This window comes from Taibaiella helva (genome assembly GCF_003545695.1).
Classification (GTDB): Bacteria; Bacteroidota; Bacteroidia; order Chitinophagales; family Chitinophagaceae; genus Taibaiella; species Taibaiella helva.
Window position 1 is genome coordinate 38,200 of record NZ_QUZZ01000015.1, and the last position, 16,688, is coordinate 54,887.

Annotated in this window: 14 protein-coding genes; 11 read left to right on the forward strand and 3 right to left on the reverse strand. The window is 53.9% G+C overall.

Features of this window, described 5'->3' with window-relative positions; genetic code table 11:
• Positions 1–26 precede the first annotated feature (26 nt).
• Positions 27–761, reverse strand: coding sequence for a siderophore-interacting protein (locus tag DZC79_RS18810; RefSeq protein ID WP_157977272.1), 735 nt, complete (start codon positions 759–761; stop codon positions 27–29).
• A 402-nt stretch (positions 762–1,163) separates the two neighbouring features.
• Here DZC79_RS18810 and katG point away from each other — a divergent pair, with 402 nt between their 5' ends.
• Positions 1,164–3,401: a catalase/peroxidase HPI gene (gene katG / locus DZC79_RS18815; protein WP_118953166.1), complete on the forward strand. Its 2,238-nt coding sequence runs from the start codon at positions 1,164–1,166 to the stop codon at positions 3,399–3,401.
• Positions 3,402–3,466: 65 nt separating this feature from the next.
• On the opposite strand, the gene DZC79_RS18820 is transcribed toward katG, so the two are convergent.
• Complete coding sequence (locus tag DZC79_RS18820; RefSeq protein ID WP_118953167.1) at positions 3,467–5,437, reverse strand: tetratricopeptide repeat-containing sensor histidine kinase; 1,971 nt, start codon at positions 5,435–5,437, stop codon at positions 3,467–3,469.
• Between the two features lie 267 nt (positions 5,438–5,704).
• Here DZC79_RS18820 and DZC79_RS18825 point away from each other — a divergent pair, with 267 nt between their 5' ends.
• The 8 genes from DZC79_RS18825 to DZC79_RS18860 all read left to right on the forward strand — a co-directional run bounded on the left by DZC79_RS18825 (position 5,705) and on the right by DZC79_RS18860 (position 11,015).
• Entirely contained in the window at positions 5,705–6,025 is a 321-nt protein-coding gene (locus tag DZC79_RS18825) for an ArsR/SmtB family transcription factor (RefSeq protein WP_118953168.1), read from the forward strand.
• Positions 6,022–6,525 carry an SRPBCC family protein gene (locus DZC79_RS18830; RefSeq protein WP_118953169.1) on the forward strand — a complete coding sequence of 168 codons (504 nt, stop codon included), beginning with the start codon at positions 6,022–6,024 and terminating at the stop codon, positions 6,523–6,525. Before DZC79_RS18825 ends, DZC79_RS18830 begins: the two co-directional genes overlap by 4 nt.
• Before the next feature lie 45 nt (positions 6,526–6,570).
• Entirely contained in the window at positions 6,571–6,987 is a 417-nt protein-coding gene (locus DZC79_RS18835; RefSeq protein ID WP_118953170.1) for an SRPBCC family protein, read from the forward strand.
• A 306-nt stretch (positions 6,988–7,293) separates the two neighbouring features.
• Complete coding sequence (locus DZC79_RS18840; RefSeq protein ID WP_157977273.1) at positions 7,294–9,087, forward strand: choice-of-anchor Q domain-containing protein; 1,794 nt, start codon at positions 7,294–7,296, stop codon at positions 9,085–9,087.
• An 89-nt stretch (positions 9,088–9,176) separates the two neighbouring features.
• Positions 9,177–9,767: a TetR/AcrR family transcriptional regulator gene (locus tag DZC79_RS18845; RefSeq protein WP_118953172.1), complete on the forward strand. Its 591-nt coding sequence runs from the start codon at positions 9,177–9,179 to the stop codon at positions 9,765–9,767.
• Positions 9,768–9,847: 80 nt separating this feature from the next.
• The gene (locus DZC79_RS18850) at positions 9,848–10,345 is read left to right on the forward strand and encodes a hypothetical protein (protein ID WP_232831882.1); all 498 of its coding nucleotides are present in this window, start codon (positions 9,848–9,850) and stop codon (positions 10,343–10,345) included.
• 2 nt (positions 10,346–10,347) lie between these two features.
• The gene (locus DZC79_RS18855) at positions 10,348–10,650 is read left to right on the forward strand and encodes a DUF3817 domain-containing protein (protein WP_118953174.1); all 303 of its coding nucleotides are present in this window, start codon (positions 10,348–10,350) and stop codon (positions 10,648–10,650) included.
• On the forward strand, positions 10,647–11,015 hold the full coding sequence (locus DZC79_RS18860) for a rhodanese-like domain-containing protein (protein WP_118953175.1): 369 nt from the start codon (positions 10,647–10,649) through the stop codon (positions 11,013–11,015). The genes DZC79_RS18855 and DZC79_RS18860 overlap by 4 nt, the downstream gene beginning before the upstream one ends.
• An 11-nt stretch (positions 11,016–11,026) precedes the next feature.
• On the opposite strand, the gene DZC79_RS18865 is transcribed toward DZC79_RS18860, so the two are convergent.
• Complete coding sequence (locus tag DZC79_RS18865) at positions 11,027–11,893, reverse strand: hypothetical protein (protein WP_118953176.1); 867 nt, start codon at positions 11,891–11,893, stop codon at positions 11,027–11,029.
• A 69-nt stretch (positions 11,894–11,962) separates the two neighbouring features.
• Between DZC79_RS18865 and DZC79_RS18870 the strand changes: the two genes are divergently transcribed.
• Positions 11,963–15,013 carry a BamA/TamA family outer membrane protein gene (locus DZC79_RS18870; protein WP_118953177.1) on the forward strand — a complete coding sequence of 1,017 codons (3,051 nt, stop codon included), beginning with the start codon at positions 11,963–11,965 and terminating at the stop codon, positions 15,011–15,013.
• A 129-nt stretch (positions 15,014–15,142) separates the two neighbouring features.
• Positions 15,143–16,675, forward strand: a complete 1,533-nt coding sequence (locus DZC79_RS18875; RefSeq protein ID WP_157977274.1) for a hypothetical protein — start codon at positions 15,143–15,145, stop codon at positions 16,673–16,675.
• Positions 16,676–16,688 lie beyond the last annotated feature (13 nt).

Genomic DNA, 16,688 nt, shown 5'->3' on the forward strand with positions numbered 1-16,688 from the left:
AGGATGCTTATGGCAGAAGGAGACGATTATAGTCCGTGCTTGCCTTCGGACCAATAGGGATCAGCCTGTACCTGGCTGCTTTTAAAGCCCTGGCTGAAGAGCGCTTTCCGGAACTCCTGTATGGCCCTGGCATTCCCGCTGAGATAAAAAGCAATTTGTTCTTTTGGTTCTTTATAGTCCTGCAGCCATTGCTGCAAAAGGTTCTTCGCATTGTACGCCTTAAATGCCGTATGCTTTTCTACTGCATGGATGGCTGCCGGCACCAGGTGTCCCCAATGCTGATGAGCAGCATCCATCTCTGCAATACAGAAATAGGGGACTTTCAGATGCGCCGCTTCATGGGCCATACCCTGAAACAATCCCAGCGAGGTTTCATCTCCATACACGACATGCATAGCCGCTTGCCGGTCCAACCGCATCCGGCCTCCCGGTCCCATCAGCTTCGTTTCATCACCGGCCTTCAGGGCAGCGGCCCAGCGGCTTCCCGGGCCCTGGTCGTGCAGATAGAATAAGACATCGCATATGCCTTCTTCCTTGTTGAAATAAGCAGGTGTATAATGCCTGTAATCCGTATCGCTGACCCTGAACTCGATCTTCTGACCGGGAACGAAGCTGATATTGCTCTTCGAAAAATTTCCCTTGAAACGGACCTGCTTTAATCCTTCGTCAGGAAGAGATACCGTGTCGACCGTTACGGGCGTGAAGCTGCCGCTGAATACACTTTCCATTACATTACCGATCCATTTGGGAACGCTGGGCATAGGTTTGATTTTTTTACTGTCATCAATTGCGACCGGAACCGTTGCGCGGGCAAAGGTAGCCGGCACAAATGGGAAAGACTTTCAAAATCGGGAATGCTGTATTTGTTTTGACAAGCCCGTGACATAAGGTTATCTCCTTTTGCAATGTGCAGGCCTTTTACAGAACGACCGACACGCTTATCGCGGGGTCGTTATGATCGAAAGGTGTCCTTTGCTTCGCCTGTAAAAACAAAAAAGACAGCATACATAAACCATCTTTACGGCTGCTTTTTCCTGAGCCGGGGAGGTACCTGGCTATCGAGATGCTCTATTCCTGCTTTGAATTAACCTATCCCTGCAGGTTAGCCCGCCCGGGCAAACTTCGATAAATTTGAGTTGTACAAAAGCACATAACAATCAATTATGGAAAACAACACACTTCATTACGCGTCGGAACATCATCCGGGTACGCCCGGCAAATGCCCGTTTACCGGGGGGCTGCTGAAACAGAGCGCAGGTAGCGGCACCAGGAACAAAGACTGGTGGCCCGAACAGCTGAACCTGAACATCCTGAGACAGAATTCCTCCCTCTCGGACCCGATGGATAAGGACTTCAATTATGCGGAAGCTTTTAAAACACTGGACCTGGGTGCTGTTAAAAAAGACATTATTGATGTGCTGACCACCTCACAGGACTGGTGGCCCGCTGATTACGGGCATTATGGTCCCTTCATGATCCGCATGTCCTGGCATAGCGCCGGAACCTATCGTATCCAGGATGGTCGGGGTGGCGCCAGCAGGGGCATGCAGCGCTTTGCGCCGCTGAACAGCTGGCCCGATAATGCCAACCTGGACAAGGCCCGCCGACTGCTGTGGCCGGTGAAGCAGAAATATGGCAAGAAGCTGTCCTGGGCCGACCTGATCGTGCTGGCTGGTAACTGCGCGCTGGAATCCATGGGCTTCAGGACTTTTGGTTTTGGCGGAGGTCGCGAAGACGCCTGGGAAGCGAATGAGGATACCTACTGGGGCTCGGAAAGGGAATGGCTGGGCAATAAGCGCTATGAAGGCGACCGCCAACTGGAAAACCCGTTGGGCGCAGTGCAGATGGGTTTGATCTATGTGAACCCCGAAGGTCCCGACGGCAATCCCGACCCCCTGGCCGCCGCCCGGGACATCCGCGAAACCTTTGGCCGTATGGCGATGAATGATGAAGAGACGGTAGCCCTGATCGCCGGGGGACATAGCTTCGGTAAGACACACGGCGCGGCCGAGGCGGGAAAGCATGTAGGCAAAGAGCCGGCTGCGGCCGGCATTGAAGCCATGGGTCTGGGCTGGAGCAATTCATTTGGCAATGGCCATGGCAGCCACACCATTACCAGCGGTCTCGAAGGCGCCTGGACCACTACGCCGGCGCAATGGAGCAACGATTTTTTCAAGCACTTGTTTGAGTATGAATGGGAGCTCACCAAAAGCCCGGCGGGCGCTTTCCAGTGGAAACCCAAAGATGGCGCCGGCGCTGGCACTGTGCCCGATGCGCATGAGCAGGGAAAGACGCATGCGCCGACCATGCTGACCACCGATTTATCCTTAAGGGTTGATCCTGCCTATGAAAAAATATCACGCCGTTTCTACGAGCATCCCGACGAGTTCGCTGACGCCTTTGCCCGCGCCTGGTTCAAGCTGACACATCGCGACATGGGACCGCGCAACCGCTATCTCGGCGCTGAAGTGCCGGCAGAGGAGCTGATCTGGCAAGACCCTGTTCCCGCCGTAACCCATCCCCTTGTCGATGAAGCGGATATTACCGCATTAAAAGCGAAGCTGCTGCAGTCAGGCCTTACATTGTCGCAGCTGGCAGGCACTGCATGGGCATCTGCATCAACGTTCCGTGGCTCCGACCGTCGCGGCGGCGCTAACGGCGCCCGTATCCGGCTGGCGCCTCAGAAAGACTGGACGGTAAATGATCCTGCGCAACTGGCCAAAGTACTGGAAAAGCTGGAAGCGATCCAAAAGGAATTCAACGACGCACAAACAGGCGGTAAAGCGATATCCCTGGCCGATCTGATCGTACTGGGCGGCTGTGCCGCCGTGGAGCAGGCCGCACAAAATGGCGGCTACCCCGTGAAGGTACCGTTTACACCCGGCCGCGGCGATGCGACACAGGAACAGACCGACGTAGAATCTTTTGATGCGCTGGAACCTGTAGCCGATGGCTTCCGCAACTATGCCGAGCCGCGGTATGCCGGCAAGGCTGAAGCTTTCCTGGTCGACAAAGCACAGCTGCTGACACTGACGGTACCTGAAATGACGGTGCTGGTCGGGGGGATGCGCATGCTGGATACCAATTTCGATCATTCAAGACACGGCGTCTTCACGCAGCAGCAGGGAACGCTGAGCAACGATTTCTTTGTGAACCTGCTCGACAGCGGCACTACCTGGCACGCTACTTCCGATGCCGGCGACCTGTTCGAAGGCCGGAACCGTGCAGACGGTACGGTAAAGTGGACGGCCACCCGCGCTGACCTTATCTTTGGCTCCAACTCAGAGCTGAGAACCGTTGCCGAAGTTTATGCCTGCGACGATGCCAGAGAGAAGTTCGTGAAGGATTTCGTGTCGGCCTGGACTAAAGTGATGAACCTGGATCGTTTCGATCTGCAGTAAGATAAAGCAATAGCGCACACGAAAGCGGGCTGGAAACAGCCCGCTTTCGTGTCTCATTATATAAGCTACGGGATGGCGCCCTGATGGCTGACGTCCAGCTCAATATTGACGGCTGTTCCGGCAGCGTGATGGTCGGAAGGGACGATCTCCATCTTGCCCTGCAGGTAGGCGACCCTGCTCACAATATTCTTTAAGCCCATGCCTTGTCCGGCCGGTAAGCGGTCCATGGTATAGCCTTTGCCGTCATCTTCGATAGTGAGCAGGAAGACGGAGCCATTCTGCGAGCACTGGAACAATACATTGCGGGCCTGCGCATGTTTGACAATGTTGTTGAGCAGCTCCTGGGCAATGCGGTAGATCGTTACCTGCTTTTCCCGGGGAATATCATTTTGTATGCCCAGGCTCTGGAACCGTATGGAAAGGCCGTGGCGCTGCAATGAGCCGCAAAGATCGCCCAGCGCTGTTTCCAATCCCAGCTTCAGCAATATTTCAGGCATCATATTGTGCGCGATATGGCGCAGCTCCGTTATCGAATGATCCAGCTGGCTGGTAACGCTGTGTAGCGCCTGCGCATCGATGCGTTCTTCCCCGGTGAGAGACAGGCCTGAAAGGCTGATCTTAACGCCGGCCAGCATACCGCCCAGGCCGTCGTGCAGGTCGCGTGCGATCCTTGTACGCTCTTCTTCCTGTGCCGTAAGCATGGCCTGTGCCATTCTGATCTGTTCCTTCTGCGCCAGCGTACGTTTTTTGTTTCGGTAAAAAAGAAAGACCAATATCAGCATTATCAGCAGCAGCAGGCTCACCGCGCCCAGGAACCAGGTCGTGGCCTGGTGGTTGCGTGCCGTCAGCAAGGCTTTATCCTTTTCCGACTGCAGGCGTATAATGCTTTTTTCTTTTTCTGCCGTCCTGTATTTAAGATCCAGCTCGCTCAGCTCGTTCCTGAGCTTGCTGTCGTAAATGCTGTCGCTCAACCGGCCATATTCTTTTTGCCATTGGTAAGCCAAGCGCATATCGCCGGTCAGCGCATAAATATCCGCAAGCTCATAGGCATCCACGATCCGGTTAGTGGGTAAAGGGGGATATTCCTTCACTGTCCGGAGCAGCTGTTCTTTCGCCTGCCTGTATTGCCCGGAGGCTTTCAGCGCCTTATACTTTTCAATCAGCATATTCCTGATGGTATAGGAAGGCGAGGCGGAAGCCTTTGCGATCAGGATACCGCTGTCCAGGCTGCTGATCGCGTCGCGGTACTGCTCCCGGCGGATAAGATATTCACCATTGATCTTATAAAAGGTCGCTTTCAGCCGGGAGGGCGGGCCATAGCGCAGCTTGTTCCGGACTTTGGTCAGCAGCAGGCCGGCCTGGTGTGTATTGCTGTCCAGCAGGTAGGTTTCGGCAGCGGAAAGACAGGCAAAGACCAGCGCCTGCTCATAGGAGGCATCTTTCTCAAACAGCCGGAAAGCCATCGTATAATAGTCTTCGGCTTTGCGGTAATAGCCTTGCTCTTTGAAGACATGGGCGACATAGGTATAAATATTGGCCAGCAGCCCTTCGTTGCCCGAACGTTGCGCATAGGGGATGGCCTGCTCCATTAATATTTTGAGATAGCCGCTGGTATTGCCTTTGATCTGCTGCAGGATCCCGTAATTGGTCCATAGCTTAGCGCGGAAAAGAAGGGCTTCCCTGGAAGAAAAAGCTTTCAGCAGCTGCTCAGCTTCCATAAACAAGCCTTCGGCCTTCGCGGGATTGCGCTGGAAACAGGACATGGCGGTATAAAGTGGCGCCAGGGCACGCAGGTAGGGGTTGGATCCGCTTAGGGCTGCTGCCTGCTGCAGGTAGCGTTGCGCCCTGGCGCTATCGCGGCCGGTCCAGGCATCGGCCAGCAGGTAGCATATCCGCGCTTTGGCGCTGTCGGGCTGTGTATGGGACAGTAAGGTGCTGAGGCTGTCGCTGTAAGCGTCCTCATTCACCGGTATTTGTGCGCTGACAGCCGTCAGCAGGCAAAGCAGCATTGCCAGGAAACTAAGCAAATATCTCATGACACAGGAATAGAATATAAAGTTACGCGCCGCTTGCCGGCACGCACGCAAATTTTATACATAAACCTGTACAAAAAAATTATTTTTAGGACAGGCGTCTGATAGAAATGAGGACATTCGGACTTCGGGAGGCGACACGGTCCGCAATGCTGTCCGGGCGCAACGTCCGTTGTGAAGAAGGCGGAAGAGGCTAATGAAAATTTTCCATAAAAAATTTGCGAAACTGAAAAGTTGCATTTATATTTGCAACTGAATAGTTGCGAAATTATGAGAAGAGATGTTTTCCAGGCCATCGCCGATCCTACACGGCGCGCCATTATTGCCCTCATTGCCCTGCAGGCAATGACGCCCAACGCAATAGCTGCCCACTTCGATACCACGCGCCAGGCGGTATCGAAACATTTAAAAATACTGACCGAATGCGAGCTGGTGCATCAGCGGCATGAAGGACGCGAGATCTATTATCAGCTTGAAGTCGCTAAAATGAAAGAGATCGATCACTGGCTGGCGCAGTTCCGGAAGATCTGGGAAGACCGGTTCGACCAGCTTGACAGCTTATTATTAACCTTAAAGAATCAAAACAAATGAGAAACAGCCTGCCTTTCGATTTCCTTGTCGACAGAGAAAGAAACACAATTACCATCAGGAAAGCGTTCGGGGCCGGCCGCCAGCTGGTATGGGATGCTTATACCAAAAGCGAATTGCTGGACCAGTGGTTTGCCCCGAAGCCGTTTACGACCAAAACCAGGTCCATGGACTTCAGGGAAGGCGGCTACTGGCTGTATGCCATGATAGAGCCCAATGGTACGGAATACTGGGGGCGTATGGACTACCTCAGTATTCAGCCGATCGAAAGCTATACCGCAATGGACGCTTTCTGTAATGAGCAGGGCGAAGTCAACCCGCAGCTGCCCCGCGCCAATTGGGTTGTCAGCTTCACCGACCTGGGCGAACATGCCAGGGTAGACACTGTAGTAACTTATGGTTCGCTTGCCGATCTCGAAACCGTGGTGCAGATGGGCATGCAGGAAGGCCTGACTTCAACGCTGGAACGCCTCGACGAGCTGCTGGCTTCCCTGAACCCATAAATCCATCTATTTTTTTAAATCAATATCCTCTAAAAATTGAAAGCAATGAGCGCAACTCAGATCACAGTTCAGAACGTTATCGCGGCAGACGCGGAAAAAGTATGGAATTATTATAACAGCCCCGAACACATCACCAAATGGAACTTTGCTTCAGACGACTGGCAATGTCCCCGTGCTGAGAATGATATGCGGCCGGGCGGTAAATACAGCGCCCGCATGGAGGCTAAGGACGGCAGCTGGGGATTTGACTTCGAAGCCGTGTACGATAAGGTAGATGAGGGCAAAGAATTTACCTATACCATGGGCGATGGCAGGAAGGCCAATGTCGTGTTCAACGGCCAGGGCAGCCAGACTGAGGTTGTGGTGACCTTCGATGCGGAAGAACAGAACCCGGTGGACATGCAGAAGGGCGGCTGGCAGGCGATCCTCGATAATTTTAAGAAGTACACCGAATCGCATTAAGGTCTGAAGAGCATTAGATCTTATTCAACGCAAAGCCGGGCAGCTATTTGCCCGGCTTTGCTGTACCTGAGCCTGTCTGCAAAGTGTTCATTTTTGTTTCATTGAGCGGACAGCTTTGCGTGCTACCGGGATAAAGCTACAGGAATATACCCACTTTCCTGTACCAACAGGGACTGATGGGGCAGCGGTCTTTGCGGGAAGAGCCGGATCGTAATCCGTTCCGGGACAGCGTACCAACGGTCTATGTTCCTGAACAGAGCCAGCTATTGCTACATTTTTCCAAGCCATTCACTAAACCAACCCAAAATGAAAAAGATCTACTTGATGATCGCTGTTGCGCTCGGCTTGCAGCCGGCGCAGGCACAAACCTCAATAACCAGCCCCACGGTCAGCGGCACCTGGACCTTATCGGGATCGCCTTATCTTGTACGTACCGATCTTACGGTACCGGCCGGCAGCAAGCTGCGCATCGATCCCGGTGTGCAAGTGGTGGTCGACGGCCCTTACCTGATCACGGTCAACGGCACCTTGCAGGCCAATGGCAATGCAACGCAGCGGATCAGCTTCAGCGTAAAGGATACTACAGGCTGGAGCAATTACCTGGCCTCTACCGGCGGCTGGCGGGGCATATACTTCAAAGCGGGCGGCAGCCTGGCCGATCCTTCCGTTCTGCGCTATTGCGATATCAGGGATATCAAGAGCACCGCTGCATTTGCCGAAGGTATCCGGATGGAACGCAGTATGAGCATTGTACATTGCCGGTTTACACACAACCGCGATATGCCGGCTGTGCGATTATTCTCCGAAGATCCGGCAGTCTCTATAACTGTCGACAGCTGTGATTTTGACGCTAATTATGGGCATACCATACTGGGCGGCTATGTGTTCATGTCTGAAACGGAAGGGATGTCCTACTTCCGCAACAGCAAGATCCACAATACGGAGCGGGATGTTACGCCCATCTATACCAACGGTGGCAAGCTAACCGTAGCCGGCTGTGAGATTTTCGATAACCCGGGGGGCGACCGGTTGGGTAAATCGGGAGGCGCTATGTTTATCGGCTGGACAGATGAGATCGTGATTAAAAACAATAAGATCCATCACAACGAAGGGGAACGTTCCGGGGCCTTGTTTATCCAGGAGCCCAAAGGCCCCGTGGATATCGACAACAATTTTTTCTGCAACAACTATGCCTGGGGAGCCAACCTGTGTGACAACGGGGGCGGTGCGATCGAGATCCTGAGCACAAAATTCATGACCCGGATACGCAACAATGTTTTTGCCAACAATGCCTCGACCTATAAAGGTGGCGCTATTAACCTGGAAGATGCCAGCGCTGTTATCACCAACAACACGATCATCAACAATACGGCGCGGCATCATGGCACCTCCATCCATATCGGCCCTGATGGCGGCGGTCCGCAGAAGAATGATACCTGCAAGGCCCTCATCCGGAATAATATTTTCCAGGGAAATACCGCACAGCTTTATAATACCAGCGAGGTCTACGCTGAAATGAAAGCCAGGATCACGTTTGACCATAATTTCATCAATACCGCTGTTGCCGATATGGTTAGCGGCGACCCGGGCATGGTGCACCTGCTGGGCGACACGACATCGAACATCACCGGCAGTGACCCCGGGCTGCAGGCGCCGACCTTTGTACCCGGCGGAAGCGTTGATGCCACCGTCGCCAATTTTAACCTGAAGACCGTTTCAACCTGCATCAATAAAGGCGATACGCTCGAGTGTCATATGCTGGGTACGGACATTGCCGGCCATAGCCGTATAGCGCTGGGTAAAATCGACATCGGTGCTTATGAGCTCCAAAACACCACCACAGGTATAGGAGAGCGAGAGCTATCCCGCGGGATCGCCCTGGTAGGCTATCCCAATCCTGCTACTGATCGCATTACGTTTAATCTGCCGGCCATTGGCGGTACTTTAAGGATCACCGATGCGACGGGAAAGATCCTGTCCAGCCGGGCAGCCGGGCAACGCGAAGCTTCTTTTTCGCTGAAATCCTTTGCTCCCGGTCTTTACTATGTGCAATGGTGGGATGAGACCCTGAAAGGAACAGCTTCCTTTGTACATCACTAAGCCTCATCACAGCTGGTCTGCCGCCTGGTCTTCTTGATAAAGCAAGGAATATTCCTTTCTTTTGCAAAAAAGACCAGGCGGTATCTTTTATGAAAAAAGCAGCGGCGACACGGCGCGATATTTTGCAGAAAGCTTTCGGGCTGATCTATACGAAGGGCTATCAGACCACCAGCATCGACGATATACTGGCGACCACGCAGGTAACCAAAGGTGCTTTCTATTATCATTTCCGGAATAAGGATGAAATGGGGCTGGCTATTATCGAAGAGATCATGAAGCCTGCCCTGACTGAAGGCCTGATAGAGCCGTTGCTCCGGCAGCCCGACCCGCTGAAGGCCATCTATGATATGATGTATGGGCTGTTGATGAAGAACGATTTTCTCAAAGTGGAATATGGCTGTCCGGCAGCCAATCTTACACAGGAGATGACACCCTGGAACGAGGATTTCAGCAAGGCCCTGGAGGAGCTGACGCAGCAGTGGCAAAAGGTTATGAGCGCTGCTATCGAAAAAGGAAAAAAAGGTGGTCTGGTGCGGAAAGACGTGCATGCAAAGCAGGTCACTTTATTCGTGATGTCCGGCTACTGGGGTATCCGCAATTTCGGGAAGCTGGAAAACAGCAAGTCGGTTTATCTTCCTTTCCTGAAAGCGCTGAAGCAATACCTCGATGCGCTCCGCTAAACGCTTCGTTACAAAACCGTAAAAAACTGCAGCCAAAGACCTGGCTGCAGTTTTTTTAAAACAAAAACATACCGACTAGTATGTTTTTGTTTTACCTTTGCTCCGCAAGTTTTTTACTCATGTACCAGGCGCTTATTTTTTACCATTCCATTATACGCTGGCTCGTACTGATCGCCTTACTCTACGCGGTTTGCAGGGCTTCCAGAGGCTACAGGAGCAACCGATCTTTTACCCCTACCGACAATGCCGTACGGCACTGGACGGCCACGGTAGCCCATATCCAGCTGGTGATCGGCATGCTGCTGTATATACGCAGCCCTATCGTGCAGTATTTCTGGAAGCACTTTGATGAAGCAAAGAAAAACCCGGACACCTTATTCTTTGGTACAATCCATATCCTGCTCATGCTTACTGCTATTGCAATCATTACTGCTGGATCGGCATTAACGAAACGAAGACCGGCAGGCAGAGGACAGTTCCGCACCATGCTGGCCTGGTATTCGCTGGCTCTTTTCATCATACTCCTGGCCATTCCCTGGCCTTTTTCTCCACTGGCCTACCGGCCTTATCTCCGATAGTAATGCTCTATCTATTCGAAACCAAAATCGGCAGGCTGCGTCTTGTCGGCTTCCTGGAAGGCCTTTCCTTATTGGCCTTGGTCTTTATTGCCCTGCCCTTAAAGTACGGCTGCTCCGACCCGCGGCTGACCCAGGCGCTGGGACCGGTACACGGCGTCTTCTTCCTGCTTTTTGTGTTCAATACCCTGAGTATGGGCGTGGAGCAGGGTTGGCGTTTCCGCTCGGTAACCTGGAAGGTACTCCTGGCCTGTATTATTCCTTTCGGTACTTTTTACATCGACAAAAAGATCCTGCGCAAATTATGAAGACCATGTTTCTTTCTGTGGGTATCGTCCTGCTGATCTATATCGCTTACCGTACTTATCGTTTTGTAAAGCTCGACAAAGGCCTGGAAGCAAAGATCGCTGCCGGCGCCGTGATCCTCGATGTGCGCACTAAAAGCGAGTTTGCGACCGGTCACATTGCCGGGGCGGTTAATATTTCCCTGGGAACGATACGCGAGCGCTATACGATGCTGGATACAGGTAAGACTTATATCACCTGCTGCTCGCATGGCCTGCGCAGCGTGAAGGTACAGCAGCTCCTGGAGGCGCGGGGCTTCAGGCATGTTTATAATGGCGGAGCCTGGACCGACCTGGAACAGGTTGTGCTGAAGGTGCGGGGAAGATAGCGTTGCAGTGCCTAGCGCCAGCGTTTACCGAGGGTAAGGCCCACGAAGAAGGCGGCCTGGTAAGGATAGGCCTTGCGTTCGGCCATGATCTCGATACGGGAAGTGTAGAACGCCGCATTGCCGCCGATGACGATGGCCTTTACAAAGGCTTTCGGCTTTTCCGGCTCTATAACAAAGGCCAGCTCGGCAAGGAGGCCCGGACAGTACCGGATCTCACCCAATCCCTTGCTCCATTTGCCCCGGCCCCGGATAAAGCCGGGCTGCAGGAAGTGGTCGCTGTTGCCGCTGCTGTAGCGTTCTGTCTGGATATGGGCCTGTGGCTCCGGTACATAGTCGACATAAATAAGGTTGAGGTAATAAGGCTTCAGGAGTGCCAGCGCTGGCCCGCCGGAATAGCGCAGGCTTACCGACAGGTTGCCGTCGAGCAGGGCAGGGAAGAGCATTTGCTCTCTGCCGTAAGCCAGCTGCAGGGTGTAAGCATTATTGATCTTGCCGAAAATATAAGCAGTTCTTTTGCCCAGGCCGGGATAGAGGTCGCGGGTCTGCTCCTGCTTAGCCTCCTTCTCGTGCCTGATCTCGGAAAAATGAAGCTGCCAAAGGACTTTATTGCCGGGACTTTTCTGGTGGAGATAGCAAAGCCCTGTGCTCCAGCCGTTGGTGTTGAGCCTTCCCGACAGGGACAACGCATGGTTAAAATCAGGATCCAGGCCCCATTCCGCTATGTGCTGCTTCCATTGTTTCAGGCGGCTGATCTTCTTTTCACCCTTCTCTTTTACCTGCTCCAGCTTTTCTTTACCCCCTTCCCATACCTGCTGCGCCCGGCCGGCGGGACAGCAGGATAGCATCAGAATAAGAATAAGTTCTATATTTTTTTTCATGGGGATAAAAAAACACTGCAATGTTACAGGTTTCTGAATAAATTATTGATTTTTGCAGCGCCCGTTACCATGACACCCCAATCACGACATTGCTCCGGCGGACTTATTACCTATCTGCTGATAGGAGTACTGCTGCTACCTCTTGTCCTGGGAGCACAGCAACCCGCCGTCTATAACCGCTTTCAGTACCATCATTATTCCTGGAAGACGCTGCATACACCGGCTTCCCATCTCTATTTTCCCAAAGGATACGACAGCCTGGCCAGCTTTGCCTCGGTACAGCTACCCGATATTATGACTACGGTAAAGCAGGAAATGGGTGTGCCGGTCAAAGGCATTCCCAACCTGGTTATTTATCCCTCGACGGATCAGCTGTACGAGTCCAATATAGGCTTGTACAGCCAGCAACAGCAAACCTTTCCTACTATTCAAATGAAAGGGAATCGCGTGGTGCTGGCCTTCGGCGGTTCCTACGAACAATTCAGGCGGCAGCTGAAGGAAGCCTGGGTCAACCTTACCTGGGAAGAGCAGCTGCAGGGCGACATGACCGACCAGCTCAACACCCCTCAGCCACCAATACCGGCCTGGTTCCGGCTGGGCATGACCGGCTATTTTGCTGCCGGCTGGAGCGCGGAAGAAGAAACGAAACTATACTACTATCTGCGTTATCTTTTTAGAGACAACGCCCCTTTTGTGGAAGCGGCGCCCGGTGGCGGCAAGGCCTTCTGCTATTTCATGGAGCAACGTTATGGAGAACATGCTGCTCTGCAGGTATTTTTCCAGCTGAAGCAAAAGAAGAGCCTTGCCCGTTCGCTGCGGCTGGTCACGAAGCGCAGCATGGATACCTTGCTGGTACAATGCGAACGTTATTACAGGGAACGTTATGCTGCCGTATCGGGATCACTTTATCGTAAGGTGCCGGAACCCGGAGCGGAGCCGGATTCTTTGGGCCGCTTTTGCTGGCGCGACAGCCTGCCGGCCGACACGATGCCCTTGTACCTGGAGCAACGCTTTAACGCGAAGCTGTTGTCGCTGGCCCGGAACGATGCTGATGGCTACCTTTATTTTGTACTGCAGCGGGATAACCGGCGGGAGGCGTACAGCCTGCGCTTTGCGCAACTCGGGGATCGCCGCTATCATCCCAGGCCCTTCCTGTCTTACCTGCTGCCACCCTGGCTGAATGATGGCGGTAATGATCCTTACCCGGTGATCTGCTGGCCTGTGGTGCGCAGCGACATTAGCGTGGTGATGCCGGACAAAGGCAGGCTGCTGCTGAAGGTGTTCCGGCCCGACGGCACGTTTAAAGACAGCCGCACTTTATATGGTGTGGATGGTGTAAGCAGCCTGTTCCCTTACGATAACAATAAATGGCTGCTGGCGGCTTCGCGCAGAGGGCGCAGCGACATCGTGATCTTCGACGGACAGCGGTTGCGCTATGAGCCGCTCACATCGGGCCTCGCAGAGCATATCCAGCTTGCAGTAAGTGAATACGGCGGGAGGACACGTATAGCCTACCGCTCGGGCTACCCGCCCGATAGCCTTTTTCACAAGGATACGGCTGTAAGGGCCTACGGTGTTTATGAGCAAATGATCCATAGTCCGAAAATGGCCGAGGGGAACAAGGGCCTGCTTATCCTGAAGGATACCGGCTACCTGCGCCGGGAGCGGCCGGTATATGCGGGAGACGGAGTCCTGTATACAGGCAGCAACTGCACAGGCGTGTTTGCTATGGATCCTGCCCATGAACGATGTATGGGAGGGACTACTGCGAATGAGGCGCCCTGGCTGAAGGACTACCTTAGCGCTCTGGCACGTAAAGACAGTATCGATGCCCTCTTACGAAAAGCCAAGGCTGCGGAAACGCCTTCCCTGCTGCGCGGCATCCTGAGTCCGGGCGAGGACCCCGGGCTGGCAGGCCGGCAAAGGGACAGCCTGCGCAGGGTGCTCGCCTACAGCCGCAAAAAGGTAAAGCCTTACCTGCTGCAGCTCTACGGCGCCTATTTTTCGGCGCAGATCAACAACGACTATTACATCAACCGTTATCAGCCGTTCCAGGCCTATCTGGGCACCTTTAAATTTCCTTCCGTGGGGGCGATGGCCAGCGGCGGCTTCAGCGACCTGTTTGAGAACCATCATTTCAATATCGGCTACCGGCTGCCGGCCGGAACGGAGGGCAGCGACTTTTTCGTGCGCTATGAGAACACGGCGCGCAAGCTCGACTGGCATGTCCTGTTTTTCCGCAAGGTGGAAAGCCTGGAGCCCGATCCCGGCCGCGACTGGAAAGACAAGCAGGGCTTTCCTTACCCACAGGCAGCTAAGGTAAAGACGCATTATTACGAACTCGGCTTTCATTATCCCCTGCATTACGACTGGTCGCTGGACTTCAATACGGCGGCCCGGCGCGACCGTACCGTCTTCCTGGCCACAGACCATTACAGCCTCAACTTCGAAGCCCTGCAATCGTGGTGGAGCATCAGCAGCCTCGCGCTGCAGGTGAAGAAGCTGCAGCCGACGGTACCTTTCCTGTACAAAGGCTGGGAAGGTAAAATGCTTGTTGATGGTATGGCTTCTACCGGCAAGCAGTCGACATTGCTATACGGGTTGCGCAGCCAGCTGGCCTGGCATCAGCCGCTCGTCAGCCACATTACCCTGGTGCTTCAGGCGCAGGCCGGCTACAGTGGCGGACAGAGCCATATCCTGTACAACTTCGGCGGATTGGACAACAACATCGTACCACGGGCAGATACATCGGTGCGCTTTCCGCAGCAGTCGTCCTATGCTTTCCAGTCGCTCATTACCCCCCTGCGGGGATATGAGCAGAACAGCCTTTACGGGAGTCGCTTTGCCCTGATGAACGCCGATCTGTATGTCCCCCTGTTCCGGAACCTGGTCCCGCTGCGTACCGGTATCAGCGCGGTGTACAACCTGCAGCTGGGCTTATTTGCCGATATCGCGGCAGTGTCTTCCGATAAGACTTTGCCGGCTGTAAGCAGCCCTAAATACGCTTATGGCTTCAGTGCCAGGACGCTGCTGGCCGGTTATCCCCTGCGCTTCGATATGGCCTGGCCGGGCAGCTTCGGTAAGCAGCCCGTATGGTACCTGTCGATGACAATCAAATAATATTTGTATTTTATAACTAAAAAATATCTTTAATTTTTTTTAGTATTAAAAATTATGGCTAATTTCCCGTTGTCATTTCTGGTTCGGTTTGCTGTCATGAAGCAAGCCGGACAGTGGCTAAATGATTTTATGAAAAACCGCTCCCGGGCCTGTGCCCTTATCCTGGCGCTTATCCTGTGTATGCCCCTGCGCAGCCCTGCCCAGGAGACAGAGGCGTCTATTGCAGCCGCGACCACCTATCTTAATAGCCGCACCAAAGGACTGGACCGGTATCTGAAGCACAGCGATAAGATACGGCAGCGGCTGCTGCGCAAGCTCAAGCGCAAGGAAGAAAAGATCGCCCGGCAGTTGGCGGCAAAAGATTCTGCGCTGTACCGGCAGTATATGGGGCAAAAGCTCAGCTATGATTCTATAGCGAACCTGTCCAACGATACCACAGCGCTGGCCCGGCTGTCGCATAAGAAAAGCCGTGTGATCGACAGCCTGCGCGGGGTACAGCAATTCCTGCAGCGGCAATCGGGCAAGCTGGGCGCAGCTTCTTCGCTGGCCGGTAAAGCCGGAGTGGACCTTCCCTATACCGATAAGCTGGATCAGCTGCAGCAGCAATTGGGTTCGGGGCAGCAGCTCGACGAGCTTATCCGGCAACGGACCTCCTCGCTGGAGCGCCTGGCCGGAAACCAGAACCTGGGCGGCCTGCAGCAGATACAGAAAAACGTTTACTATGCACAGGAGAAAATGAAAGCCTGGAAGCAGCTTTCCGATGACCCGGATGCTGCGGAAGAAAAAGCCCTGGAATACCTGCAGGGTACCGAAGGCTTTTCGGGCTATCTCAATACCGATAAGGCTTTCAGCGGACTGGGCAACAAAGCCACTGCCGCCGACCTGCAGCGCATCGGCTACCAAACCAAAGACCAGGTGAACGGCATGCTGCAGGAAAAGCTCGGCAGCAGCCTCGGCGCCGTGCAGCAGCAGATGGGTCAGCAGATTCAGGATTATACTGCTCAGCTGGAGGGCGTGAAAGGAAAGCTCAGCGAAGTGAAGAGCGGTGTAGACCAGGCCAGGCAGGGTGTGCAGGAAGCCCGTCAGGCCAAAGACAAATTAAAGCATATCGAAAAACCTTCCTTCAGGAAGAACCCCGAGCGGGGAAAACCTTTCTGGCAGCGGCTGGAGACACAATATAATTTCCAGACCAGCCGTGCCGGCACCGATGGCTTGCGCCCGGCCATGCTGGACCTGGGCGCTTCCGTAGCCTTTAAGCATACGCCGCGTCTGAGCTATGGCCTGGGCCTGGGACTCAGCGCAGGACTGGGACAAAACTGGCAGCATATACGCTTCAGCTATGAAGGACTGACCGCGCGCGCTTTCGCCGACTGGAAATGGATCTATGGCTTCAGCTTCCAGGCCGGCTACGAGCGCAGCTTCCGGCCGGGTAACCGGGCTTACCTGCCGGAGCAGCAGAACAAGCCGCAGCCGGACAACAATAATGATAACGCCCTCAAAGAAGCCTTTGGCGGCCAGCAGCAAACGGCCTATATCGGCGTAATGAAACGCTACCGTATCAGCAGCCGCTGGAGCGGCACACTGTTGATCGGCTACAACTTCCTCTGGCAGCAGGAAAACCTGAGAAGCCCGTGGGTATTACGGTTTGGGTGGGGTAAATGATAAGAAAACAGAA